The organism is Dactylosporangium sp. NPDC005555, assembly GCF_040605635.1.
In the GTDB taxonomy this organism is placed as follows: domain Bacteria; phylum Actinomycetota; class Actinomycetes; order Mycobacteriales; family Micromonosporaceae; genus Dactylosporangium.
Genome location: NZ_JBEXDG010000017.1, coordinates 71,138 through 94,754 on the forward strand (window position 1 = coordinate 71,138; position 23,617 = coordinate 94,754).

Annotated in this window: 21 protein-coding genes and 1 pseudogene; 14 read left to right on the top strand and 8 right to left on the bottom strand. The window is 72.5% G+C overall.

The window, feature by feature from the left end:
• Nucleotides 1-804 (bottom strand): ATP-grasp domain-containing protein, encoded by an 804-nt coding sequence (locus tag ABZS58_RS20915; protein ID WP_354783798.1) that lies wholly within the window; start codon nt 802-804, stop codon nt 1-3.
• A 196-nt stretch (nt 805-1,000) separates the two neighbouring features.
• Here ABZS58_RS20915 and ABZS58_RS20920 point away from each other — a divergent pair, with 196 nt between their 5' ends.
• Nucleotides 1,001-2,761, top strand: coding sequence for a VanW family protein (locus ABZS58_RS20920; protein ID WP_354783800.1), 1,761 nt, complete (start codon nt 1,001-1,003; stop codon nt 2,759-2,761).
• Between the two features lie 15 nt (nt 2,762-2,776).
• Here ABZS58_RS20920 and ABZS58_RS20925 read toward each other — a convergent pair whose 3' ends face one another.
• Nucleotides 2,777-3,625 carry a patatin-like phospholipase family protein gene (locus ABZS58_RS20925; protein ID WP_354783802.1) on the bottom strand — a complete coding sequence of 283 codons (849 nt, stop codon included), beginning with the start codon at nt 3,623-3,625 and terminating at the stop codon, nt 2,777-2,779.
• A 103-nt stretch (nt 3,626-3,728) separates the two neighbouring features.
• On the opposite strand from ABZS58_RS20925, the gene ABZS58_RS20930 reads away from it, so the two are divergent.
• Complete coding sequence (locus tag ABZS58_RS20930; RefSeq protein WP_354783804.1) at nt 3,729-4,646, top strand: ribonuclease Z; 918 nt, start codon at nt 3,729-3,731, stop codon at nt 4,644-4,646.
• A 52-nt stretch (nt 4,647-4,698) separates the two neighbouring features.
• Here the strand turns inward: ABZS58_RS20930 and ABZS58_RS20935 are convergent, their stop codons facing one another.
• The gene (locus tag ABZS58_RS20935) at nt 4,699-4,992 is read right to left on the bottom strand and encodes a DUF4193 domain-containing protein (RefSeq protein ID WP_354783977.1); all 294 of its coding nucleotides are present in this window, start codon (nt 4,990-4,992) and stop codon (nt 4,699-4,701) included.
• A 147-nt stretch (nt 4,993-5,139) separates the two neighbouring features.
• On the bottom strand, nt 5,140-6,057 hold the full coding sequence (locus tag ABZS58_RS20940) for an FAD-dependent oxidoreductase (RefSeq protein ID WP_354783806.1): 918 nt from the start codon (nt 6,055-6,057) through the stop codon (nt 5,140-5,142).
• 18 nt (nt 6,058-6,075) lie between these two features.
• On the opposite strand from ABZS58_RS20940, the gene ABZS58_RS20945 reads away from it, so the two are divergent.
• The 6 genes from ABZS58_RS20945 to ABZS58_RS20970 all read left to right on the top strand — a co-directional run bounded on the left by ABZS58_RS20945 (nt 6,076) and on the right by ABZS58_RS20970 (nt 13,862).
• The gene (locus ABZS58_RS20945; protein WP_354783808.1) at nt 6,076-8,490 is read left to right on the top strand and encodes an FAD-dependent oxidoreductase; all 2,415 of its coding nucleotides are present in this window, start codon (nt 6,076-6,078) and stop codon (nt 8,488-8,490) included.
• Between the two features lie 94 nt (nt 8,491-8,584).
• Nucleotides 8,585-9,118: a snapalysin family zinc-dependent metalloprotease gene (locus ABZS58_RS20950; RefSeq protein ID WP_354783810.1), complete on the top strand. Its 534-nt coding sequence runs from the start codon at nt 8,585-8,587 to the stop codon at nt 9,116-9,118.
• Between the two features lie 96 nt (nt 9,119-9,214).
• Complete coding sequence (locus ABZS58_RS20955; protein ID WP_354783811.1) at nt 9,215-9,892, top strand: GNAT family N-acetyltransferase; 678 nt, start codon at nt 9,215-9,217, stop codon at nt 9,890-9,892.
• A 63-nt stretch (nt 9,893-9,955) separates the two neighbouring features.
• Nucleotides 9,956-11,185 carry an HDOD domain-containing protein gene (locus ABZS58_RS20960; RefSeq protein WP_354783813.1) on the top strand — a complete coding sequence of 410 codons (1,230 nt, stop codon included), beginning with the start codon at nt 9,956-9,958 and terminating at the stop codon, nt 11,183-11,185.
• 191 nt (nt 11,186-11,376) lie between these two features.
• Nucleotides 11,377-12,597, top strand: a complete 1,221-nt coding sequence (locus ABZS58_RS20965; protein ID WP_354783815.1) for an HDOD domain-containing protein — start codon at nt 11,377-11,379, stop codon at nt 12,595-12,597.
• 95 nt (nt 12,598-12,692) lie between these two features.
• Nucleotides 12,693-13,862 (top strand): SLC13 family permease, encoded by a 1,170-nt coding sequence (locus ABZS58_RS20970; protein ID WP_354783817.1) that lies wholly within the window; start codon nt 12,693-12,695, stop codon nt 13,860-13,862.
• Between the two features lie 215 nt (nt 13,863-14,077).
• On the opposite strand, the gene ABZS58_RS20975 is transcribed toward ABZS58_RS20970, so the two are convergent.
• On the bottom strand, nt 14,078-14,302 hold the full coding sequence (locus ABZS58_RS20975) for a hypothetical protein (RefSeq protein WP_354783819.1): 225 nt from the start codon (nt 14,300-14,302) through the stop codon (nt 14,078-14,080).
• 150 nt (nt 14,303-14,452) lie between these two features.
• On the opposite strand from ABZS58_RS20975, the pseudogene ABZS58_RS20980 reads away from it, so the two are divergent.
• A pseudogene (locus ABZS58_RS20980) lies at nt 14,453-15,319 on the top strand (phosphatase PAP2 family protein); the annotation flags it as partial.
• A 484-nt stretch (nt 15,320-15,803) separates the two neighbouring features.
• Here ABZS58_RS20980 and ABZS58_RS20985 read toward each other — a convergent pair.
• Nucleotides 15,804-16,400: a hypothetical protein gene (locus ABZS58_RS20985; RefSeq protein WP_354783979.1), complete on the bottom strand. Its 597-nt coding sequence runs from the start codon at nt 16,398-16,400 to the stop codon at nt 15,804-15,806.
• Between the two features lie 56 nt (nt 16,401-16,456).
• Between ABZS58_RS20985 and ABZS58_RS20990 the strand changes: the two genes are divergently transcribed.
• Together ABZS58_RS20990 and serA are read left to right on the top strand one after the other, a co-directional pair.
• Nucleotides 16,457-16,648 carry a hypothetical protein gene (locus tag ABZS58_RS20990; RefSeq protein WP_354783821.1) on the top strand — a complete coding sequence of 64 codons (192 nt, stop codon included), beginning with the start codon at nt 16,457-16,459 and terminating at the stop codon, nt 16,646-16,648.
• Nucleotides 16,649-16,668: 20 nt separating this feature from the next.
• The gene (gene serA, locus ABZS58_RS20995) at nt 16,669-17,895 is read left to right on the top strand and encodes a phosphoglycerate dehydrogenase (protein ID WP_354783823.1); all 1,227 of its coding nucleotides are present in this window, start codon (nt 16,669-16,671) and stop codon (nt 17,893-17,895) included.
• Between the two features lie 112 nt (nt 17,896-18,007).
• Here serA and ABZS58_RS21000 read toward each other — a convergent pair whose 3' ends face one another.
• Nucleotides 18,008-18,877, bottom strand: a complete 870-nt coding sequence (locus ABZS58_RS21000) for a virginiamycin B lyase (protein ID WP_354783825.1) — start codon at nt 18,875-18,877, stop codon at nt 18,008-18,010.
• Nucleotides 18,878-18,937: 60 nt separating this feature from the next.
• Between ABZS58_RS21000 and ABZS58_RS21005 the strand changes: the two genes are divergently transcribed.
• The 3 genes from ABZS58_RS21005 to ABZS58_RS21015 are packed head-to-tail and all read left to right on the top strand — an operon-like array spanning nt 18,938 to nt 21,905.
• Entirely contained in the window at nt 18,938-19,723 is a 786-nt protein-coding gene (locus tag ABZS58_RS21005) for a GPP34 family phosphoprotein (protein ID WP_354783827.1), read from the top strand.
• A gap of 32 nt (nt 19,724-19,755) precedes the next feature.
• A complete protein-coding gene (locus ABZS58_RS21010) occupies nt 19,756-21,300 on the top strand; it encodes an APC family permease (RefSeq protein ID WP_354783829.1) in 1,545 nt (514 codons plus the stop codon).
• 23 nt (nt 21,301-21,323) lie between these two features.
• Nucleotides 21,324-21,905 carry a GNAT family N-acetyltransferase gene (locus ABZS58_RS21015; RefSeq protein ID WP_354783831.1) on the top strand — a complete coding sequence of 194 codons (582 nt, stop codon included), beginning with the start codon at nt 21,324-21,326 and terminating at the stop codon, nt 21,903-21,905.
• Here ABZS58_RS21015 and ABZS58_RS21020 read toward each other — a convergent pair.
• Nucleotides 21,883-23,613, bottom strand: a complete 1,731-nt coding sequence (locus ABZS58_RS21020) for an ABC transporter substrate-binding protein (RefSeq protein WP_354783833.1) — start codon at nt 23,611-23,613, stop codon at nt 21,883-21,885. The genes ABZS58_RS21015 and ABZS58_RS21020 overlap by 23 nt on opposite strands.
• Between the last annotated feature and the right edge of the window lie 4 nt (nt 23,614-23,617).

Sequence of the window (23,617 nt, forward strand, 5' to 3'; positions counted from 1 at the left end):
TCAGGCGCCGAGGGCGGGGGCGGGCTGCCAGCGCCAGCGGGGGGCGCAGTCGGGGTCGTTGGCGGCGAGGACGGCGCGCAGGACGCCGTCGGGGTCGCAGCTGTACAGGCCGGAGCTCCACACGTTGTTGACCTCGAGGACCGCGAACTCGCCGGACTCGGTGCGGCCGACATCGATGACCGCGGTCGGCGGGACGTCGTCGTCGGGGAGGGCGGCGAGCATCAGGGACACGAACGTGGCGGCCTCGTCGTGCCAGGACGCGCGGTGGTGGCGCAGCGTCGGGCTCCACTCCTCGCCCTCCACGACGTACGGCGACCACGCGACCGGCTCCCGGCCGATCGTGAAGACGCGGTATTCCGAGGCGAGGTCCAGCCAGTGGTCCATGATGATCAGCGTGCTGTCGGCGGGCAGCCGGGCGGTGCGCAGCCGGTTGCGCAGGTCGTCGGCGTCGCGGACCCACGCGGCGGAGAACGCCGGGTGCTTCTCGTCGGCGAGCTTCGCCACGGCCGGGCGCGGGCCGACCAGGTCGGGGGCCTCGCCGACGCTGACGAGGCTGACGTCGCGGCCGGTGACGTCGCGGGGGAGACCGGCGAACCAGCTCGGGTTGGCGCCGAAGAGGCGGATGTCGACCCCGCCGGCGATGAGCGTGGTCAGGTAGCCACCGGCCGCGCGCCAGGCGACGCCGTCGGCGGAGCGCAGGCCGGTGACCTCGGCCGGGTCGCCGGGGAGCTGGGCGACCGGCAGGTCGAGGCGGCGGGCGGCATGGGCCAGGGCGGCGCTCGCCTCGGGCGAGCGCACACGCATGGCCAACATCCGGAACTGCCGCACCCCGTACATCCTGCCAGCGAGGGCCATCAGTGTCGCTTCCGGTGGCCCGGGAAGGGCCCCGCCGGGCCGAGAACGGCATAACCGCGGCACGCGGCGCCATCACAGTGACACGTTGGGGGACATCGGGGCCGATCGAGTCAGACAGACAGTACAAATCGGGCATTGTTGGTGTATGGCAACGGACCTGCTGTCCCGGCTGCGCCGGCTGGCCCCCAACCCGCCGCAGGAGCGCCGCGTCGTGCCGCCGATCGTGCGGCGCGCGCGGGCCCGCCGCCGGCGGCGGCTCACCGCGACCCTGACGCTGCTGGTCGCGGTGCCGGTGGTGACGGCGGTCAGCACGTACGCCAAGGACGTCGACCGGGGCGTGCACGTCCTCGGTGTCGACCTCGGCGGGCACTCCCGCGGCGAGGCGGTGCGGCTGCTGCGCGACACCCTCCGTGAGCGCGTCACCGCCGCGGTCCCGGTCCGCGTCGGTGCCTCCGCCGCCACCGTCGACCCGGGCGCGGTCGGCCTGGTGCTCGACGTCGAGGGGACCGTCGCGCGCGCCGTCGCGGCGACTCCCGGGCCGTTCGCCTGGCTGCACGGCGGGATCAGCGTCGAGCCGGTCGTCCGCGCCGATGCGACCCGCCTGTACGAGGCGCTGATGGCGCACCTCGGCACCCAGGGCGACGCTCCGGTGCTGCCCGCGGTCCGGTTCGACAGGCAGCGCCCCCTGGCCGTGTACCCGGTGAGCGGCCGCGGCATCGACCGGCGCGAGGTCGCCGCGGTCATGGAGGCGGGCTGGCTGCGCGAGGGCACCGTCGAGTTCCCGGTCGTGGACCTCGTGCCGCGCAGCACGAAGGCCGACGTCGACCGGCTCGTCGCCGAACTCGCGACGCCCGCCGTCGCCGCGCCCCTCGTCGTCGTCACACCCCGCGGCGAGGTCACGGTCCCGGCGACGGCGATCGCGGCGGCGCTGAAGCTGGAGTCCGACGCCGACGGCCTCGTCCAGCCGTCCCTGGACACCGACGCGCTCCGCAAGGCGGTGCCGGCGTTCGGCAAGATGGAGGTCGCGGCGACCGACGCGACGTTCACCGTCGAGCAGGGCCGCCCCGTCGTCCGGCCGCAGGTCGACGGGCAGCAGGCCGACCTCGCCGGCGCCACCCCGGCGATCCTGGCGGCGCTGCGCACGTCGGCGACACCGCGCCGGGTCGACGTCGGGCTCACCGCCAAACCGGCCGCGGTGTCCGCGACGCGGCTGGGCGGCCTCGGCGTGAAGGAGCAGCTGTCGTCCTTCACCACGAAGTTCGTCGCCGGGCAGCCCCGCGTCGTCAACATCCGCACCATGGCGGAGGCGCTGCGCGGCGCCGTCGTCCTGCCGGAGCAGACGTTCTCCCTCAACGGCCACGTCGGCCAGCGCACCCACGCGAAGGGCTACGTCGACGCCCCCGGCATCGAGGACGGGAAGATCAAGAACTCGCCGGGCGGTGGCGTCTCCCAGGTCGCGACGACCCTGTTCAACGCCGTCTTCTACGCAGGCCTCCAGGATGTCGAGCACCGGCCGCACACCTACTGGTTCGACCGCTACCCGTCGGTGATCGAGGCGACCGTGGTGTACCCGTCGCTGGACCTGCGCTTCCGCAACGACTCGCCGACGGGGGTGCTCATCGACACCGCCACCACCGACACGTCGATCACCGTCACCCTGTACGGCACGAAACGCTACGACATCGCCCTGGAGTACGGGCCGCGGACGAAGACGGTCCAGCCGACGACGACGTACCTGCGCGAGCCCGACTGCAATCCGACCGACGGGCTGCCAGGGTTCGCCCAGGAGGCCTTCCGCGTCTTCAAGCAGGACGGCAAGGAGATCCGCCGCGAACGCTTCGCCTGGCGCTACGACCCGGAGCCCCGCTTCATCTGCGGCACCGCCCCCACCGCCCCGGCCGGCTGACCACCCGGCGGGATCTCAGGGGGCCAGCACGGCGGTGACCGCTTCCACGGCGGTCGCGGACTGGCGGCGGCCGGTCTCGGCGGCGGGGGCGCGGCGGGCCGGGTCGAGGACGTTGCGGCCGATCGCGGTCCTCGCCTCGGCGTCGGGGGAGACGACGGCCGAGCGGACGTGCGCGCCGAGGGCGGCGAGCTCGGCGGCGACCCGGCCGGACCGGCGCAGCGAGGCCGTCGTGGGGGCGAGGACGATCACCCGGTCGTAGCCCTTCGCGAGGTGGGCGTTGGCGGCGGAGCGCGAGCCGCCGTCCATGTACCGCCGGCCGTCGATGGTGACGACCGGCCAGACGATCGGCACGGCGCAGCTGGCGGTGACGGCGGAGACCAGGTCGACGCCGCTGCCGCGGTCGAAGGCGACCTCCTCCCCGGTCTCGGCGTCGACGGCGGTGATCAGCAGGCGGGGCGAGGCGGGCCAGTCGTGGCTGGGCAGGCGCCCGGCGATGACGTCGCGGCGGGCCTGCTCGGGGACGGTGTCCGCGGTCAGCGCGGCGTGCCCCAGCTTGCGCAACGCCTGCCGGTCGTCGCCGGGTCGCAGGCCGGCCGCCGCGTACCGGAGCATCGTCCCGACCCCGAACTTCGAGGCGATCTCACCCGTGGCGGGTGCGAGCTGGCGTTCGTAGAGCTGGGGGAGCGGCATGCCGCTGGTGATCTGCGCGGCGACGACCGACCCGGCGGAGGTCCCGACGACCAGGGCCGCGCGGGTCAGGTCGACGCCAGAGGCAGCGAGGCCGGTGAGGATGCCGATCTCCCAGGCGACGCCGGTGATGCCGCCGCCACCGAGCACGAGCGCAAATGAGGAGTCATCGACCATGGCGTAACTGTAGGGTCCCCGGAAGGGTTCGAGTGCGGCGCGCAGCGTCGCATGGGGGTGTGGGTGGGAACCCCCACTGTTCTTACGGCCTTGCCGCAGAGGAGTGCAGGTGCGGGAGCTCGTGGTGCTGGGCACCAGTAGCCAGGTGCCGACCAGGACGCGGAACCACAACGGGTATTTCCTGCGGTGGGACGACGAGGGCATCCTCTTCGATCCGGGTGACGGCACCCAGCGGCAGATGTCGCACGCGGGGGTGTCGGCGACCGACATCACGCGGATCTGTGTCACGCACTTCCACGGCGACCACTGCCTGGGCCTGCCGGGGATCATCCAGCGGATCTCCCTCGACAGCGCGCCGCACCGGGTCACCGCGCACTACCCGGCGAGCGGGCAGGAGTTCTTCGACCGGCTGCGCCACGCGTCCGTTTTCTACGACGTCGCGGACATTCACCCCGCGCCTGTCGACAAAGGCGGACTTATCGCGAAAAGTCCGAAGTGGGAGCTGGAGGCGAGAGCTCTCGACCACGGCATCGACACGTACGGCTATCGGCTGACCGAAGCCGACGGCCGGCGGATGCTCCCGGAGAAGCTCGACCAGCACGGTGTCACGGGCCCCGCGGTCGGCGCGCTGCGGCGGGACGGCACCGTCACGGTCGACGGCCGGGCGGTGACCGTCGAGGAGGTCAGCGTGCCGCGTCCCGGCCAGCGGTTCGCGTTCGTGATGGACACGCGGCTGTGCGACGGCGTGTACGCCCTGGCCGACGGCGCCGACATGCTCGTGATCGAGTCCACCTACCTTGACGCCGACGCCGGTCTGGCCGCGGCGCACGGGCACCTGACGGCTGGTCAGGCGGCCCGGGTCGCGGCCGAGTGCGGGGTGCGCACCCTCGTGCTCACCCATTTCTCGCAGCGTTACGACGACCCGGCGCGGTTTCACGAGGAGGCGGCGAACGCGTTCGATGGTGAGGTCGTGGTGGCGGAGGACCTGACCCGTGCCCGGGTGCCGGCCCGCCGCCCCTGAAACGGTCAGGGACCCCACCGGTAGCTGTCACGCCCTTCCGGCAGCTCCCGGGTCAGTCGCACTCGCGGCAGACCGGAGCGCCGTTCTTCTCGCGGGAGAGCTGACTGCGGTGGTGCACGAGGAAGCAGCTGGAGCAGCGGAACTCGTCCAGCCGCATCGGGACCACCGGAACGGTGAGCTCCTCGTCGGGCAGCTCCGCCCCGGGCAGCTCGAAACCGGTGTCGCTCTCGTCGACGTCGACGGACGGCGACTGGGCATTTGCCCGCCTGGCGGTGAGCTCCTCGAGGCTGTCCTCGGCGAGGTCGGTGCCGACGGGGTGGCGTGGCGCGTCGTAGTCGGTGCTGATGGCCATGGCGTTCACCCTCTCTTGGTGACTGTGGTTGTGTAACGAACGCCGCCGGCCTCGGATGTGTTCCCCGACCGACATGAATGAATGGCACGGGGACCGAATCGGTCCACTGTGGACATATCAACAGCGTTGGCGCCCACGAGGCTACCTCGCCCGGCTGGCCGTTCGTGGAGTTTTCGGATTCTGGTAATCGAGCATTGCGCGAGCAACCGAACGGCCGGATAGCCACGCCGCCTCGACCCTGGGCCGCCCGAATCCGTCGCCTGCCAGATACACGCCCTCCACCTGCGCAAACGCTGAGTCGGAGGGCCGGGAGGGGCGGGCGTGCGGCCAGCGCCGGACAGCCACGGCGACCGCGGCCCGGGGCAGATCCAGCAGTTCCCTCACGGCGGCCTCAACGTCGCCGGCGGCCGATTCGATGGCGAACGCGGGTGTGGTGTGCGCCACCAGCACCGGGGCGCCGTCGCCGCGCCGCGACCCGTCGTCGCACAGCGTGGTGAGCACGGGGTGATCGTTGACGAAAGCGCCGGTCAGCGGCTTCCAGTCCTGGCGGCCGTAGCGCAGCGCGACGGCCAGGGACGGCTGCCAGTCCTGGGCGGCGGCGAGCCCGGCTGCGGCGGGCAGCACCTCGGCCGCCTGTGGTGCCGGCATCGCCAGGACGACCGGGCCATCGAAAACTGTCAGGTCTTTGACAGCCACTCCACAGGTGACGTCCAGCCCCGCCGCGAGTTCGGCGGCCAGAGCGGCCAGCCCGCCGGGCGCGGCCCATCGCACCGGCTGTGTCCGTCCGGCGGGAGCGGGCCCGTACACCCGGAAATCCCCGGACCAGGGGTGCACCAGGCCGGCGGCGTGCCACCCCTCGACGACGGCCGCGAAGCCGGGGTCCGACGCGGTGAAGTAGGCGGCGCCCAGGTCGACGGGCCGGCCGTCGACGACGTCGCCGCCGAGCCGGCCGCCGGGCGCCGCGGCCCGCTCCAGGACCCGCACCGCGACGCCGGCGTCGTGCAGCACCCGGGCGCAGGCCAGCCCGGCCACGCCCGCCCCGATCACGACGACAGTCATGGCGAATAGTCTCTCAGGATGCAACTTCCACAGCGGGCCCGAGTCGTCGTGATCGGCGGTGGGGTGATCGGCACGTCGGTCGCCTATCACCTGGCGAAGCAGGGCGTCACCGACGTGCTGCTGCTGGAGCGGGACCGGCTGACCGCCGGCACCACCTGGCACGCGGCCGGGCTGATGGTGACGTTCGGGTCGCTGTCGGAGACGTCGACGCGGATGCGGCAGTACACCCGCGACCTGTACGCGTCCCTGGAGGCGGAGACGGGCCTGTCCACCGGCCTGCGGCAGTGCGGGTTCATCGAGCTCGCCGCCGACCCGGGCCGCCTGGAGGAGTACCGGCGGGTCGCCGCGTTCAACCGGCACGTCGGCGTCGACGTCCACGAGATCTCCCCGAAGGAGGTCCTCGACCTGTTCCCCCTGGCGCGGGTCGACGACGTCCTCGCGGGCTTCTACGTCGCCGAGGACGGCCGCGCCAACCCGGTCGACGTCACCATGTCCCTGGCGAAGGGCGCCCGGCAGCGCGGCGCCCGGATCCTCGAGCAGGTCCCGGTCACCGGCGTCCTGAAGCACCGCGGCACCGTGACCGGGGTGCGCACGCCGTACGGCGACGTCGAGGCCGAGGTCGTGGTCAACTGCGCCGGCATGTGGGCCCGGCAGCTCGGCGAGGAGGCCGGGGTCAGCGTCCCCCTCCAGGCCGCCGAGCACTACTACCTGATCACCGAGCCGATCGACGGGGTCCACGCCGGGCTGCCCGTGCTGGAGGACCCCGGCGCCTACGGGTACTTCCGCGAGGAGGGCGGCGGGCTCATGATCGGCCTCTTCGAGGGACAGGCGGCGCCGTGGAGCGTCGAGCGGGTGCCGGACGACTTCTCGTTCGGCACGCTGCCGCCGGACTGGGACCGGATGGCGCCCTACCTGGAGGCGGCGATGGACCGCATCCCGGTCACCGCGACCGCCGGCGTCCGGACGTTCTTCTGCGGCCCGGAGAGCTTCACCCCCGACCTGGCGCCGATCTTCGGTGAGTCGCCGGAGCTGCGGGGGTACTTCGTCGCCGCCGGGCTCAACTCGATCGGCATCCTCACCGGCGGCGGCATCGGCCGGGCCCTCGCGCACTGGATCGCCACCGGCGAGCCCGACGTCGACGTGACCGGCATGCACATCGACCGGCTGCAGCCCTACCAGCGCAACCTGCGGTACCGCTCGGAACGCACCGTCGAGGCGCTCGGCATGGTCTACCAGACCCACTACCCGAACAAGGCGATGCGCTCGGCCCGCGGCGCCCGCCGGTCCCCGCTGCACGACCGCCTGGCGCGGCACGACCCGTACCTGCGCGACGTCTCCGGCTGGGAGATGCCCGACGTGTACGGCGTCACGAGCGACCCCGAGCCGTCGTGGGCCCGGCCGGAATGGTTCCCGCAGTGGGCGGCCGAGCACCGCGCGGTCCGCGAGGATGTCGCGGTCATGGACATGTCGTTCATGGCGAAGTTCCTCGTGCAGGGCCGCGACGCCGGCGCCGTCCTGGAGCGGCTGTCGGCGAACCGGGTCACCGGCAGCGGCCTCGTCACCTACACGCAGTGGCTCAACGAGCGCGGCACCATCGAGGCCGACCTCACCGTCACCGAGCTGGACGAGGACCGGTTCTGGGTCGTCGCGTCCGACACCGCGCACCGGCACGTCCTGGCCCGCCTGCGGCGGCACACCGAAGGGCACGGCGCCGCCGTCACCGACGTCACCTCCGGGTGGGCCCAGCTCAACCTCCAGGGCCCGCGGTCCCGCGAGCTGCTGCAGGCCGTGAGCGACACCGACGTGACGATGCCCTTCCGCGGCGCGCGCGAGATCGAGATCGGCTACGCCCGCGTGCTGTGCCTGCGCATCACGTACGTCGGCGAGCTCGGCTACGAGCTCTACATCCCCACCGAGCAGGCGGTCCACGTGTACGACCGGCTCGTGGCGGCGGGCGGTGCCGGGCACGCCGGCCTCAAGGCCCTCGCCAGCCTGCGGCTGGAGAAGGCGTACCGCGACTACGGCCACGACATCGACAACACCGACGACCCGCTGTCGGCGGGCCTCGGGTTCGCGGTCGCGTTCGACAAGCCGTCGTTCATCGGCCGCGACGCGGTCCTCGCCCTGCGCGACGCGGGACCCCCGACCCGGCGCCTGGTGCAGATCCTGGTGACCGACCCGGCGGCGCTGCTCTTCCACGGCGAGGTCGTCCGCCGCGACGGCCGCGACGTCGGCTACGTCCGCGCCGCGTCCTACGGCCACACCCTCGGCGGCGCCGTCGGCCTCGCGTTCCTCGACGCGGGCGGCGACGTCCTCGACCAGGCCTGGCTGGACGGCGGGGCGCTGACGGTGGTGGTCGCGGATCGCGAGTATCCGATCCGTGCGTCGCTGCGGCCGATGTACGACCCGTCGAGCGCCAGGGTCCGCGTCTGACCGCTGCCCGGGGTGCGGCCGGCCCTGCTGTGTCCCCGGTATGAGCCGACTGGTATATATCGACGAATGGCAATGAACCGCTAACCTCGGGTCCATGGTCAGACGCAGATTCGCCACCGTGCTGCTCGCCATTGCGGCGCTGGTCGGCGTGCAGTTGGTCGGCGCGGTGCCCGCGCACGCGGCCACCCGTACCCTCTACTACGACGCGAGCCAGGCGCAGGAGTTCGTGGCCGTGGTCAACCAGGCGGCCACCGTCTGGAACGGCCGGGTCAGCAACGTCAGGCTGGTGCCCGTCACCGCCGGCCGGACGCCCAACATCAGGGTCTACGCCGACAACGGCTGGCCCAGAACGTATTCGACGGGCCTCGGCAACGGCCGCTGGTACATGGGTCGCGAGGCCGTCGTCGACGGCTACTACCCGCTGCGGATCGCGACGCACGAGTTCGGCCACATCCTGGGCCTGCCGGACCGCCGGACCGGGCTGTGCTCCGACCTGATGTCGGGCAGCAGCGCGCCGGTGTCGTGCACGAACGCCAACCCGAGCTCGGCCGAGGCGGCGCAGGTCCAGGGCAACTTCGCCGCCGGGGTCGCGGCGGTGCCCCAGCGGGAGGTCCTCACCGTCGGCTGACAGGGCCGTGCAGGGCCTTGCAGGGCCTTGGAGGGGCCTTGGAAGAAAGATCGAGAGCCTAGGATGTGGCTCTCGGTCTTTTCCGCGGAGGCGCTGGTGCTGACGAGGTTCCTGCAGGTCTGGCTCGGTGCGTGGCCCCCGCCCCCGGCGCGGGGGATCACCGTGGTCGGGCATCCGGCCCGGGACAGGCCCCGCTGGGACGGCGCCGAGCAGCTCGCGCTCGGCGTCACCGACGCGGACGGGCGCGGGGTGCTGTCGGTGCCGCCCGCGCACCGCGACGCGGTCGCCGGCCTGGTGGACGGCCTCGCCCCCGGCGAGGTGGCCGACGTCCTCGCAGCAAGGCTGCCGCGGCTGCTGGGGCGCCCGGAGCAGGTGTGCTTCACCGGGGTGTTCCGCTGGTCGCGGACCCCGGCGGCGCTGCCGGAGGTGGGGGAGTGGGAGCCGTCCGACGGCCCCGGCATCCCCGGCTGGCTGCGCCCCTTCCCGGGTGAGGTGCTCGTCGCCCGCGACCCGGACGGCGCCTATCTCGCCGGTGTCGGGCTGAAGCCGCACGACGCCTCCGGTGCCGAGATCTCCGTCGGCACCGACGAACGCGCCCGCGGACAGGGTCTGGCCAGGCGGCTGGTCGCGCGGGCGGCCCGGCGCATCGTCGACGGTGGCGCCGTCGCCGTCTACCTGCACGACCCGGCCAACACCGCCAGCGCGCACGTCGCCGACGCGGCCGGCTTCCCCGACCACGGCTGGAAGATCCACGCGATGGCCGGCGCCGCCTGAGGCGCGGGAACATTTCCGCGGCAAAGGGGTCATTGTCGCGCCGCCGGAGTCGATGTGTGCGGTATGTTCCCCCCTTCCGGCGCAGTGCACGTCGGACGTCAGCCGATCTTCGACCGGCACGGCGACGTCCACGGCTACGAGTTGCTCTTCCGAGGCGACGCCGGGGCGGTGGAGGCCGACGAGCGCGGCGCGTACGCCACCAGCCGAGTGCTCATCACCGCCTTCACCGAGATCGGGATCGAGCACCTGTGCGGGCGCGGGCTGTGCTTCGTCAACCTGACCCGCGAGTTCCTCGTCGGCGACCTGCCGCTGCCGTTCGACCACGAGCAGGTCGTCCTGGAGATCCTCGAGACCGTCACGATCGACGACGTGGTGGTCGCCGCCGTCGGGAGACTCGTCGCGCAGGGGTACCGGATCGCCCTGGACGACTACGTGTTCGGCCTCGGCCACGAGCCGCTGCTCGAACTCGCCGCCTACGTGAAGATCGACGTGCTGGAGACGCCGCCGGACGAGCTCGTCGCCACCGTCGAACGCTGCCGCAGGTACCCCGGCCTCACCCTCATCGCGGAACGCCTGGAAACGGCCGAACAGCTGGAGCACACCAGGGCGCTCGGGTTCGACCTCTTCCAGGGGTACGTGCTGGGCCGCCCCCAGGTCGTGTCCACCGCCGCCCTGTCGCCGTCCCGGCTTGCCCGGGTCGAGCTGCTCAGCCTCCTCGTCGGCCCGAGCATCCCGCTCAACCGGGTCGTCGGCCTGGTCACCAGCGACCCGGCGCTCAGCCTGCGGCTCATGGCGGCCGCGAACGCCGACGCGCTCGGCCTGCCCGTGAAGGTGTCGTCCGTCCACGAGGCGGTGCTGCTGCTCGGCGTCGACCGGCTCCGCGACTGGGCCACCCTGATGCTGGTCAGCGACCTCGACGACCCCGGCGCGTCGCAGCTGTCCGGCGCGATCACCCGGGCCCGCATGTGCCAGAACATCGCCGAGCGGATGGGCGTGCCACCGGAGCCCGCCTTCACCGTCGGTCTCGTCTCCGCCGTCGCGGAACTGCTCGGGCAGGGCGCGGCCGGTCTCGCGACGCGGCTCTCGCTCAGCCACGAGGTCACCGGGGCGCTCGTCGAGGGCGCGGGGCCGCTCGGTGAACTGCTGTCGCTCGTCGCCGCGTACGAGGCGTCCGACCTGCCCATGCTGCTCGCCGCGCCCCTTCCCGTGGAGGAGACGGCACGGGCGTATCTCGACGCCGTGGCGTACACCGGCCACATCATCCCGCCGAGAGCCCGCCCCGCGACGCCGTGAGCGCCGGGAGCCCGCCACCGCGCTGCCGTGAGCGGCGGGAGCCCGCCACCGCTGCCGTGAGCGCCGGGAGTCCGCCTCGCGGCGCCGTGAGCGCCGGGGGACCGCCCCGGGCTGCCGTGAGGCGCGCGGTGGGAGACCGGCGCGACGCCGGAAAACGCGCAACCGGCCGCCCGGACTGCCGATAGGTGGCCGTGGACAGCACGCGACCCGTACACATCGGCCGGCAGGCGCTCTACGACAAGCACGGCCACGTCGCCGCCTACGAGCTGCTGTTCCGCGACGGCCCGGAGGCGATGCACGCCACCGCCCGAGACAGCGCCGCGACCAGCAGGGTCATCGTGGAGGCGTTCACCGCGTTCGGCATCGCCGAGCTCGTCGGCGACCGGCGCTGTTTCATCAACCTGACCCGCGAGTTCATCGTGGGGGAGCTGCCGCTGCCGTTCCCGCCCGGGTCGGTGGGGCTGGAGCTGATGGCGGACGTCGCCGTCGACGACGAGGTCCTCGACGGCGTCGGGCGGCTCGTCGAGCAGGGCCACCGCGTCGCCGTCGACGACTTCGCCGGCGACACGTCCAGGGCCCGGCTGCTGCCGTACGCGCACTACGTGAAGGTCAACATGCTGGCCGGCGACCGGGCGGCGATCAACGCCGTGGCCGGGCAGTGCCGCCGCTTCCCCCGGATCCGGCTCGTCGCCCAGCGCGTCGAGACGCAGGAACTGCTGGAAATGGCCCGCAGGCTGCAGTTCCAGCTGTTCCAGGGGCACGTGCTCAGCCGGCCGCACCTCATCACCACGCACACGCTGAGCCCGTCGCGGGTGGCCCGCATGCGGTTGCTCGCCGAGCTCGCCGCCGACGAGGTCGACCTCGACCGGGCCGTCGACACCATCGAACGCGACCCGGCGCTCGCCGTCCGCGTCCTGCGCGGCGTCAACGCCGCCTCCAACGGCCTGCCGCAGCCGGTCTCCTCGATCTTCCAGGCCGTGGTGATGCTCGGCATCCCGCAGGTGCGGCAGTGGGCGACGCTGATGATGGTCGCGGACCTCGCCGACGGCGACGAGGCGCAGCTCACCGACGCGGTCGTGCGGGCCCGCATGTGCCAGACCGTCGCGGAGCGGCGCGGCGCCCCGGGCCCGGCGGCGTTCACCGTCGGGCTGCTGTCGGCGCTCGGCGACCTGCTCGGCCGGCCCGCCGGCGAGCTCACCGACCAGCTGCCGCTCACCGAGGACGTCAGCGAGGCCGTCGTGCACGGCCGGGGGGAGCTCGGTGCCGTGCTGACGGAGGTCCGCACGTATCAGCGGGACGCGCCCGTCGCCGTCGTCCCGGACCTCGCCGGCCACATGCTGGCAGCGCTGCGCTGGACGAACGCGTCGCTCACCGAACCCGACACCGAGGACTCCGGGGCACGACGCGCTTGAGCGGCGCACCCGCGCGCGCTTGAGCGGCGCACCCGCGCGCTTGAGCGGCGGCCCTGCCGTGCGGTCCGCCCCGCTCAGTGCGAAGATCACCCGCGATGAGGCGTCTGCATGTGCTCGACTGGGTCGGGATCGGATTGTTCGCCGCCGGGGCCGCCGCCGTCGCGGCCGGACTGCTGCCGGTGGGCGAGGCGGAGGCGACGGTCCGCCGGATCGCGCCGCTGCTGGCGTTCCTCGGCGCGGTCATCATCCTCGCGGAGCTGACCGCGCGGGCCGAGGTCTTCGACGTCCTCGCCGACCGGCTCGCCACGCTCGCCCGCGGGCGGACCGTGGCCCTGTTCGCGGTGTGCGTGGGCTTCGCGGCACTCACGACCGTCACGCTCAACCTCGACACGACCGCGGTGCTGCTCACCCCGGTGATGCTGGCCCTGGCCCGGCGCCTCGGCCTGCCCCCGCTGCCCCTGGCGGTGACGACCGTGTGGCTGGCGAACACCGCGAGCCTGCTGCTGCCCGTCTCCAACCTGACGAACCTCCTCGCCGCGGGACACGTCGGCCTGGGGCCCGTCGGGTTCGCCGGGCGGATGTGGCTGCCGCAACTGGCCGCGATCGGGGTCACCGCCGTCGCGTTGTGGCTGGCGTACTGGCGCGGCACGGCCCGACGGTTCACGCCGCCGCCGGCGCACCGCCCCCGGGACCTCCTGCTGTTCCGGGTGGCCCTCGGCGCATGCCTGGTGTTCGTGGCGGGTGTGCTCCTGGAGGTGCCGCTGTGGCTGGCGTCCGGGGCCGCCGCACTCGTCGTCGTCGGGGCGTTCGCGTGGCGGGACCGGGCGGCGCTGCGCCCCGGGCTGCTGCCGTGGCGGCTGCTGGTGTTCGTGACCGGGATGTTCCTCGTCGTGGAGACCCTCGGCGCGCACGGCCTGGACCGGTTCGCGGCCACGCTCATCGGCTCCGGCGGCGGCACCGCGGGCGCGTTCCGGGCCGCCGCGACCGGGATGGGCCTGGCGAACCTGGTCAACAACCTTCCGGCGTACATCGCCGGCGAGGGCGGCATCGGGCCCGGTCAGCGCACCCAGCTGCTCGCCCTGCTCATCGGCGTCAACGTCGGTCCCCTCGCGGCGCCGTGGGCGTCGCTGGCCACGCTGCTGTGGTGGGAGCGCTGCCGGGCCGCCGACGTGCCGGTGCCGCCGGTGCGGTTCCTGCTCAGCGGCGCCGCCGTCGCCGTCGCCGGCACCGCCCTCGCCACGGCCGCGCTCCTGCTGGGCGCGTAGCGCGCTTCCGCGGTCCCGCCCTCGGGTGGCTGTGCCTTGCCGGGAGCGGGCGGCGGGTGGCTGTGCCCTGACGGGAACGAGCGCGCGGGTCGCTGTGCCCTGACGGGAGCGGGCGGCGGGTGGCTGTGCTCTGACGGGAGCGGGCGGCGGGTGGCTGTGCTCTGACGGGAGCGGGTGCGCGGGTGGCTGTGCCTGACGGCAGCGAGCGCGCCTGGTCAGGCCTTCACGGAGGCTCGGGGCACGCCGAGGTAGACGGTCCGGCCCGGGTGGTCGATGCGCTGGACGGCGTCGACCGGCAGGGTCACCGGCTCGCCCGTCACGGCCATCACGACGAGGCGGCCACGGTCGTACGTGCCACGGTCGATCGTGCCGACCAGGCCGTCGACGGCCTGGACCGCATAGCCGACCAGCACCCCGGCCGGTCGCATCCTGGTGATCATCCCGCCTCCTCCACCTCGTGGACAGCAACGACCCATGTACCCCGATCGGCGCGCGTCCACGCATCCGGAGGCTGCCGGGATGGCGCGACTGCACCGGTCACCCTCCCGGCCGACGTTTGGTTCTTCCGTCGATCGGCTATGTTGCTCGCCATGCGTGGATGGCCGTTCGGGCTGCTGGTGTGGCTGCTGATCCTCGGCGCCGCGGAGGCCTACGGCGCCACCCGCGTCTGGCAGTTCTTCGTGCAGACCGAGCACGGCCAGCTGCTGGACTACGTCGCCATCACCGGCAACAGCATCGGCCGCGCCCGCGTCGAGACGATCGTCGACCGGGTCCTCAACGGCATCTCCGTGCTGTCGCTGACCGTCGCCACGGTCGTCGTGGGGTTCATCGCCCTCATCCGCCGCCGCGTCGCCCTCGCCGTCGGCGCGGTCCTGCTCATCGGCGGCGCCAACGTGACGACCCAGCTCTTCAAGGCCCTCATCGACCGCCCCGACCTCGGCGTCGACCTGGAACGCGCCGGCGTCGGCAACAGCCTCCCCAGCGGCCACACCACGATCGCCGCCTCGGTCGCCGTCGCGTTCGTCCTGGTCCTGCCGGCGAAGGTCCGCGCGACCGGCGCGATCGTCGCCGCGGCCTTCGCCGCCCTCGCCGGCGTCGCCACCCTCTCCGCCGGCTGGCACCGCCCCAGCGACGCCGTCGCCGCCCTGCTCATCGTCGGCGCCTGGGCCGCCGCGGCGAGCGTCTTCATCATCCTCGTCCAGCGCCGTCACGGCGGCGTCGAGTACGGCCCGCCCAGCACGTACGCCACCGTCTTCCTCACCCTCATCTCCCTGGGTCTGCTCGCCGGCGCCGCCCTCGCCCTCTACCTGACGAGCCAGGCCCTCGACGTCGCGGTCGACGAGCTGAGCCGCCGCCGGCTCTTCGCCGCGTACGCGGGCGGCGCCCTCGGCATCGCCGGCACCGCGGGCCTGATCGTCGCCGCGGTCCTCGCCACCACCCACCGCGTCGTCCCCCAGACCGTCCCGTCCTTCGAGGACGACGAGGAGGACACCGGCCAGGTGCCCGTCGTGCCCGCCGCCGCAGCCGCCGCGCCGCTCCCGGCCGGCGCCCCGTCCGCCGTCACGCCGCAGGCATCGCCGACCGATGAGCAGGTCACCGTCGACCTGACCGCCGACGAGCTCGCCACCCACCGCCTCGCCTCGCAGCAACCGCCGGCCGGTGAGCAGGCCACGGTCCGCCTCTCCGCCGACGAGCTGGCGACGCGCCGCCCCACCCCGCCGCCGGACGACCCGACCGTCAAGCTCCCCGGCTAGGCCCGCCCGCCCGAACGCACACCCCCCGCCGGCGACGACCGGCAGGTCACCCACGACGGGAGCGAGCACCTGATGGGCGCACTGAAACCGTGGCATCTGCTGGTCGTGTGCGGTCTCTGCACCGCCGTCACGATCGCTGTGGTCGTGCTGGTCGTCCTGCTCGTCAGGCGCCGCCCGTAGGTGCCGGTCAGGCCGGCGGGAGGGTGACGGCGATCTCGTCGCCGAGGGTGGCGCCGTGCAGCAGGTCGAGGTCGTCGCCGCTCCAGAACTTGCCGGGGTCGTACCAGTTGGCCCGGCGGCCCGTGGGGAGCAGGCCCATCTCCTCGTACGTGACGGCGACGACCTCGGCGCAGTAGGCCGTTTCGAGGGACGAGTCGTTGCGTTTGCGGATGTTCGGCACGCGGCCCTGGAACCAGCGGCCGGCGAGCCGGGCGGTCGACGGGAACGGGGTGCCGTCGAGGCGGGCGATGGTGCGCAGGACCGCCTCCTCCATCGCGGGGGTGACGTCGTGGTGCAGCTGGCGGAGCCAGGGGCGCTGGCCGTACCGGCGACCCCACACGAGCACGGCGTCGCGCAGGTCGTGCAGCTGGACCCCGCGCTGATGGCCCCCTGTCCACATGTCGGGAAGGGATCTGCCCAGCTCGGCGTGCCACATGAGCGGGGGCAGGTCGTCGAGGACGACCGCCATGCCGACGTGGTTGACGGGGCTGTTGGTCAGCGTCTGGATCGCCCGGTCGGCCCTGGAGCGGCCCCGGAACACCCAGAGGTCGCCCGTACGGGTCATGCGGACGGCGTCGTCGAGATCGATAGCTCCCTGCACGACCAGTACCCTAGAGGCCCATGAAGGCGAAGTGGTGGAAGGTCCTCGGCCTGGCCGGTGTCGTGGGTGTCGCGGCGACCGGGGTGGTGGTCGCGCGGGCGGAGCGCCGGCGCAGGGCGTACACGCCGGAGGAGATCCGGGCGAAGCTGCAGGAGCGGCACGCGGTCGCACAGGGCGGGACGAGTCGCGGGTCACGTACCAGTGACACGTGAGGTCACTTAGGGTAGGTGGGGTGCAGGCATTGACATCCCAGAGCGACCCCGTGCGGGTCCTGTTCCTCGAAAACATCCACCCCGTCGCGGTCGAGCGGATGCGGTCCGAGGGATATGAGGTCGAGACCCTCGGGCGTGCGCTCGACGAGGACGAGCTGATCGCCAGGCTCGACGGGGTCCACCTGCTGGGCATCCGGTCCAAGACGCAGGTGAGCGCCGCCGCCCTGGCCGCGGCGCCGCACCTGCGGGCGATCGGCGCGTTCTGCATCGGCACCGACCAGATCGACCTGCGCGCCGCCGCCGAGTCCGGCATCGCGGTCTTCAACGCGCCGTTCTCCAACACACGCAGCGTCGTCGAGCTCGCCGTCGCGGAGATCATCGCCCTGACCCGGCGGCTGACGGAGAAGAACACCGGCATGCACGCGGGCGTCTGGGACAAGGACGCCGCGGGCAGCCACGAGGTGCGCGGCCGCTCGATCGGCATCGTCGGCTACGGCAACATCGGCACCCAGCTGTCGGTCCTCGCCGAGAACCTGGGCCTCAAGGTGTATTTCTACGACACCGCCGACCGCCTCGCGCTGGGCAACGCGCAACGCTGCGACACGCTCGACGAGCTGCTCGAGAAGTCCGACATCGTCACCTTGCACGTCGACGGCCGCCCGGGCAACAGCGGCTTCTTCGGCGAGGAGCAGTTCGCCAGGATGCGTCCCCGCAGCATCTTCCTCAACCTGAGCCGCGGCTTCGTCATCGACCACGAGGCGCTGCGCAAGCACCTGGAGAACGGGCACCTGGCCGGCGCCGCCGTCGACGTGTTCCCGAAGGAGCCGAAGGCGAAGGGCGACGAGTTCACCTCCGCGCTGCGCGGCCTGCCCAACGTCATCCTCACCCCGCACATCGGCGGCTCCACCGAGGAGGCGCAGTCCGACATCGGCTCGTTCGTGGCGGAGAAGCTGCACAAGTACGTGCAGGAGGGTTCCACCACGCTCAGCGTCAACCTGCCGTCGCTCAACCTGCAGCAGGCCCCCGACACCCACCGCATCGCCCTGCTGCACCACAACGTGCCGGGCGTCCTCGCCGACGTCAACAGCATCTTCGCCGGCCACAAGGTCAACGTCGAGGGCCAGATCCTGGCGACCCGCGGCGAGCTCGGCTACCTGCTGTCCGACATCGCCATCGACTACCCGGCGGAGATCCTCGCCCAGCTCTCCAACATGGCCACCACGGTCCAGCTCCGCGTCCTGTCGTAGCGGTCAGCACGGAAGAGCGTCAGCACGGAAGAGCGTCAGCACGGAAAAAGCGTCAGCACGGAAAAAGCGTCAGCACGGAAAAAGCGTCAGCACGGAAAAGCGGCCCGCCGGTTCATGCCGGCGGGCCGTTTTGGAGCCGGGCGACGGCGCCGGTTTCGAGGGCGGTCCAGACGGTGCCGTCGGGGGCGACGGTGAGGCCGTGGGGTTCGGCGGACGGGACCGGCAGGTCGTGGGTGGTGATGTCGCCGGACGGGGTGATGTGGCCGATGCGGTTGCCGGCCCATTCGGTGAACCAGCAGCCGCCCGACGGGTCCGCGGTGATGGCGTGCGGGCGGGCGGCGCGGTCCGGCAGGGGAAACTCGGTGACCCTGCCGTCCGGGGTGAGGCGGCCGATCTGGCCGGCGGCGATCTCCACGAACCAGACGGCCCCGTCGGTGCCGGTGGTGATGCCGACCGGGGCGGCGTCCCGGGTCGGCAGCGGGTGGACGGTGAGCTCGCCGGACGGGGTGAGCCGGGCGATCGCGTGCGCCTGGTTCAGCGTGCACCACACGGAGCCGTCGGCGGTGGTCGTCAGCATCGACGGCATGGAGCCCTCCGGCAGCGGCACGACCGAAACGGACCCGTCCGCGGACAAGCGGCCGATGTGTGCCGGTCGCATCGAGGTGTACCAGATGTCGCCGTCCCGGCCGTCGGCGATGCCGTACGTGCCCTGAGTGCCGGGCACCGGGGTCAGTGACGCGGCGCCGGACGGGTCGAGCCGTCCGAGGGCGCCGGTCCGCAGCAGCGTGCACCACAGCGCGTCACCGGCGGTGGTGATCAGGGCCGGTCCCGGACCGGGCAGGTCGAAGCGGGTCGCGGTGCCGTCGAGGGCGATCCTGGCCACCGCCCCGGCGTGCACCAGCGTGCACCACAGCGCGCCGTCCGGGCCGGTCGTGATGCCGTAGGGCCCGTCGCCGGGGTCGGCGATCATGAATACGTCCATGAGATCCACTGTAGTTCTTGCATGTGCAGAATTCTTCGTGATCGACGTGCGTCATGCCTCGTGCGAAGTTTCGAGGTGGTTAAAACATCCTCCGGGATTGAAGTGTGTCGTGGCGAACCGCTACGGTGCTGGGCGGACTTGAACACGGACTGCATTCGTGGGGGACGGCTGTGCGGCACAAGTGGGAATGGCACGCGGTTGCTTGCTGACCACGTGCGCCGGGAGCCGCTCGCCGACGACTTCTTCCGACTCTGCCACGACGACCGCAGCGGCACACTGCGGCTTTCCGAGGACGCCACCCGAATCGGTCTGGCGTCCGCATTGATCGGCGAACTGGGCTGGGCCGGCATCCTCAACGTCGAGGACGGCCTGCTGTCCGTGCGCGGCGGATCCACGCCCGGGGACGCTGTCGCGCACGCGGTCCTGGACGACATCCGCGGCGAGCGCACGCCCCGCGACGTGCGCACCTGGCTCACGTATCTGTCGATGGAGGCCTATGAGCGGGTCGCCCGCCGGCTGGTCGCCGCGAATCACGTGATACCGCAGGAAGGGCGGCGGCTGCTGCGCCGCTTCACGTTCTATCAGCCCACCGACACGAACGATTTCGTGTGGCCGAGGGTGCGGCTCGGCACCGCGCTGGCACAACGCCGGCCGCTCGACCAGAAGGACGTGCATCTGCTCGGAATCGCCGATGCGACCGGTCTCCTGCCGATCATTCTCGACGGCGGTGGCCAGGCCGCGACCGCGTACTTCGAGCACCTCGTCCAGCAGTCCCACGCGGATGTGCAGACCCTCATCCAGGAAACGAGGGTCGTCATCGGCAACAAGGTGATGAACGGACGCTGAAACACCCCCATCCCGCTTCCCCGGAGGATGTCATGCCTGTCTCCACCGCGCCGCCGACAGGCGGTTACGTCAGCAAGGTCGACTCTGCCCTGGATCAGAACAAACTGACGGTGCTCACCGTTATTCTGATGGTGATCGCGGCCGCGGCGCCGTTCACCGTCATCGCCGGCGGCGCGACCGCCGGCTGGGCCGTCACCGGTGTGCTCGGCATTCCCGTCGCGTACGTCGCGATGGCCGTCGTCCTGGGCGTGTTCAGCGTCGGGTACACCGAGATGTCCCGGCACATCGTGAACTCCGGCGCGTTCTATGCCTACGTCGCCCAGGGGCTGGGCCGGGTGACCGGTCTCGGCGCCGCCGGGGTCGCCGTGCTCGCCTACAACTTCATGCAGATCGGCCTGTTCGGCGGCTTCGGCCCGGTGCTCAGCGGCCTGCTCAAGGCCCAGTGGAACCTCGAGGTCGAGTGGTGGGTGTGCGCGTTCGTCGCGTGGGCCGTGATCGGCGTCCTGGGCGTGCTGAGCATCGAGTTCAGCGGCATCCTGCTCGGTGTGCTGCTCGGCGCCGAGGTGGTCATCGCGCTGATCTTCTCGGTCGTGGAGCTGGCGCACCCGGCCGGCGGCAACGTCACGTTCGACACCGTCAACCCCGCGCAGCTGTTCAGCGCCGGCACGGGTGCGGCGCTCGCCACGGCCGTGGCCGGGTTCGTCGGCTTCGAGTCGACGGCCGTCTACAGCGAGGAGACCCGCAACGCGAAGCGGAACATCCCCCGCGCCACCTACCTGTCGCTGATCATCATCGGCCTGCTGTACGCGTTCTGCTCGTGGGCCATGTCGGTCGCCGCCGGGCCGGACAACATCATCGCCCTGTCCACCGACAACTCCAGCGAGACGATGTTCGTGCTGGTGAGCCCGCACCTCGCGGAGATCTGGCTGACCCTGGGCCACGTGCTGTTCGTGACGAGCCTGTTCGCCGCGCTGCTCGCGTTCCACAACACCGCGGCCCGCTACACGTTCGCGCTCGGCCGGGAGCGGGTCCTGTTCAGCTGGTTCGGCGCCACCGGCCGGCGGTTCCGGGCGCCGCTGTGGGGCTCGATCACGCAGTCGATCCTGGCCGCCGTCGTCCTGGCCGTGTTCGCCGCGAGCGACGGCCTCGACCCGTTCGTGCACCTGTTCTTCTGGTGGACCGTGACCGGCGGCTTCGGCGTGCTCATCCTGATGACCGTCACGTCGGTGGCGGTGCTGGCGTTCTTCCTGCGCAACCGCGCCGGCGAGATCGCCGACGTGTCGCAGTGGCGCCGGTTCATCGCCCCGGCGGTCGGCGCGGTGCTGCTGGCGGCGGTCCTGGTCGTGACGGTCCTGGAGTTCGACACGCTGCTCGGCGTCGCGCCGACCGGGCTGCCGCGCTTCCTGTTCCCGGGCCTGTTCCTCGCGGCTGCGCTCGTCGGTGCCGCGTGGGCGGCCTTCCTGCGGTCGGGCAGTCCCGAGACGTACCGTGGCATCGGCCAGGGCGTGAACGCGGCCCTGCTCACCGTCCAGCCGGACGAGGCCCCGGCCGCCCACCGGTCGGGCCCCTCGCGATGAGTTCCACGTCGACGGCCCCGGCGGTGCGAGTCGCCGGGGCCGGTGACACCGGCACGGTCGCGGCGGTGCTCGCGGCGGCGCTCGACGACACCGACATCGCGCACTGGCTCGTGCCGGATCGTGCGGAGCGGGTGGAGGTGTACCGCCGCTACTTCGACCTCGTGACGCCGTGGTTCGTCGAGCACGGCACGGTCCACATGACGGCCGACGGGTCGGCCGTGGCCGCGTGGGTGCGCCTCGACGGCAGGTTCGAGCCCGAGATCGCCGGCTACGACCGGCGGCTGGCCGAGGCGTGCGGCGCGGCGACCGGCCGCTTCGTCCAGCTCGACGAGGACATGCTGGCCGCCCACCCGGACGGGCTGACCCACGACTACCTCGCGTTCCTCGGCGTCGTCCCCGCCGCGCAGAACCGGGGGCTCGGCAGCCGCCTGCTGCGCGAGCACCACCGGGTCACCGACGCCGACGGGCTGCCCGCCTACCTGGAGGCGACCGGCCGGCGCAACGCCGCGCTGTACGCCCGCCACGGCTACGCGGACACCTCGGCGTTCCACATCGGCGACGGGCCGCCCCTCTACGCGATGCTCAGGAGACCCCCATCGCCGTGACGTCCCACATCCCGTAGTACTGGTTCACGAACACGTTGGTGAGCCTCGGGTTGCGGTAGTTGAGGACCTTGTCGTAGGTCAGCGGCAGCATCGTCGCGGACGCCATGACCGCGGCGTCGACCTGCGACCACAGCTTCGCCCCCTCGGCCGGGTCCGTGGTGCCACGGGCCCGGTCGATCAGGGCGTTGATCGCCGTGTCGGACAGCTCCGCGTAGTTGTTGTTGCCGCTGGGCAGGATCAGCCGCCCGTCGACGAGCGTCGGGTAGAAGCCGTACCCGGTGGGGAAGTCCGCCGACCAGGCGCCCATGATCAGCCCGTACCCCTTGGAGTGCACGTTCGACGGGGAGCCGACGACCGAGCGGGCGTAGAGCGACGGGTCGGACGCCTCGACGCGGGCCTTGATGCCGACCGCGGCGAGGGCCGCCTGGATCGCCTCCGCGGTCTTCGACGCCTTCGGGCTGTCGGTGGTCGCGATGACCGTCTCGAAGCCGTCCGGCTTGCCGCACGCGGCGAGCTCCTCCTTGGCCTTCGCCGGCTGCGGCTTGCCGCTCTTCGTCTGGAACGGGTCGAGCGCCGAGTCGTGCCCGGGGATGCCCGGCGGCAGCATCGACCCGGCGATGTCGCCGCCGGCGTCCGGCCCGCCGCGGGCGGTCTGCACGCTGGTCTTGTCGATCGCGTACTGCACGGCCCGCCGGCAGTGCACGTCGTCGAACGGCGGCACCTTCGTGCTCATCGCCGCGTACTGGGTGAACCCGGTCGTCGGCTCGTCGGTGCGGGCCTTCAGCGCGGCGTCGAGCAGGACCTTCGGCTGGGTGCCGGTCTGCACCCCGCCCTGCCCGGCGTCGGCGTCGAGGTCGCCGTCGAGCAGCTGCTGGTCGATCTCGTTCGGGTCGGTGCCGATGACCAGCTCGATGCGGTCCGGCAGCGCCCGGCGCACGGTGTCGGTGGCCCGGTCCCACTGGTCGTTGCGGACGAGGACGGCCTTCTTCCCCAACTCGATCGACTCGAACCTGTACGGCCCCGAGGAGACCGGCTTGTCGCCGTACTTCGCGCCCGTGTCCTTCGCCGCCGGTACCGGCGCGGCGACGCCCATCGCGAGCAGGTAGGGGAAGTCCGCGAACGGCGCCGCCAGTTTGAACGCGATCGTCGTGTCGTCGGGTGTCGTGATGCTCCTGAGGCCGGACCTGTCCGCCCACGGGCCGGGGTAGTTCTGGCCCTGGTCGAGCTGGTCGATCAGGTAGGTGGGCCCGCCGCTGAGCTCCTCCTGTGCGAAGAGCCGCTCGATGCCCTGCCGCACGTCCTTCGACGTGACCGGCGAGCCGTCCTCGAACTTCACCCCGCCGCGCAGCTTGAACGTGTACGTGAGCCCGTCCGCGGAGATCTGCGGTGCCGCCGCCGCGAGGTCCGGCACCAGTTTCAGCCCGTCGGCGCCCGGTTTGGCGTCCGGTGTCAGCAGTGTCCGCGTGTACAGCCGTTGCAGGTTGTACACCGCCGTCACGTAGGACCTGGTCGGGTCCCACGAGTCGACGTCGTGCGCGCTGGCGAGCTTCAGGGTCCCGCCCGCCGCGGCCGAGGGGTTGACGACCTCGGTGAGCCCGGCGTTGAACCCGCCGGTGGCGGTGCCCTCGCCGCCCGGTTCGTCCTTCTTGGCGCACGCGCCGAGGGTGAGGCTCAGACTCAGGACCAGCAGACAGCGAGTGATCTTCACTTAA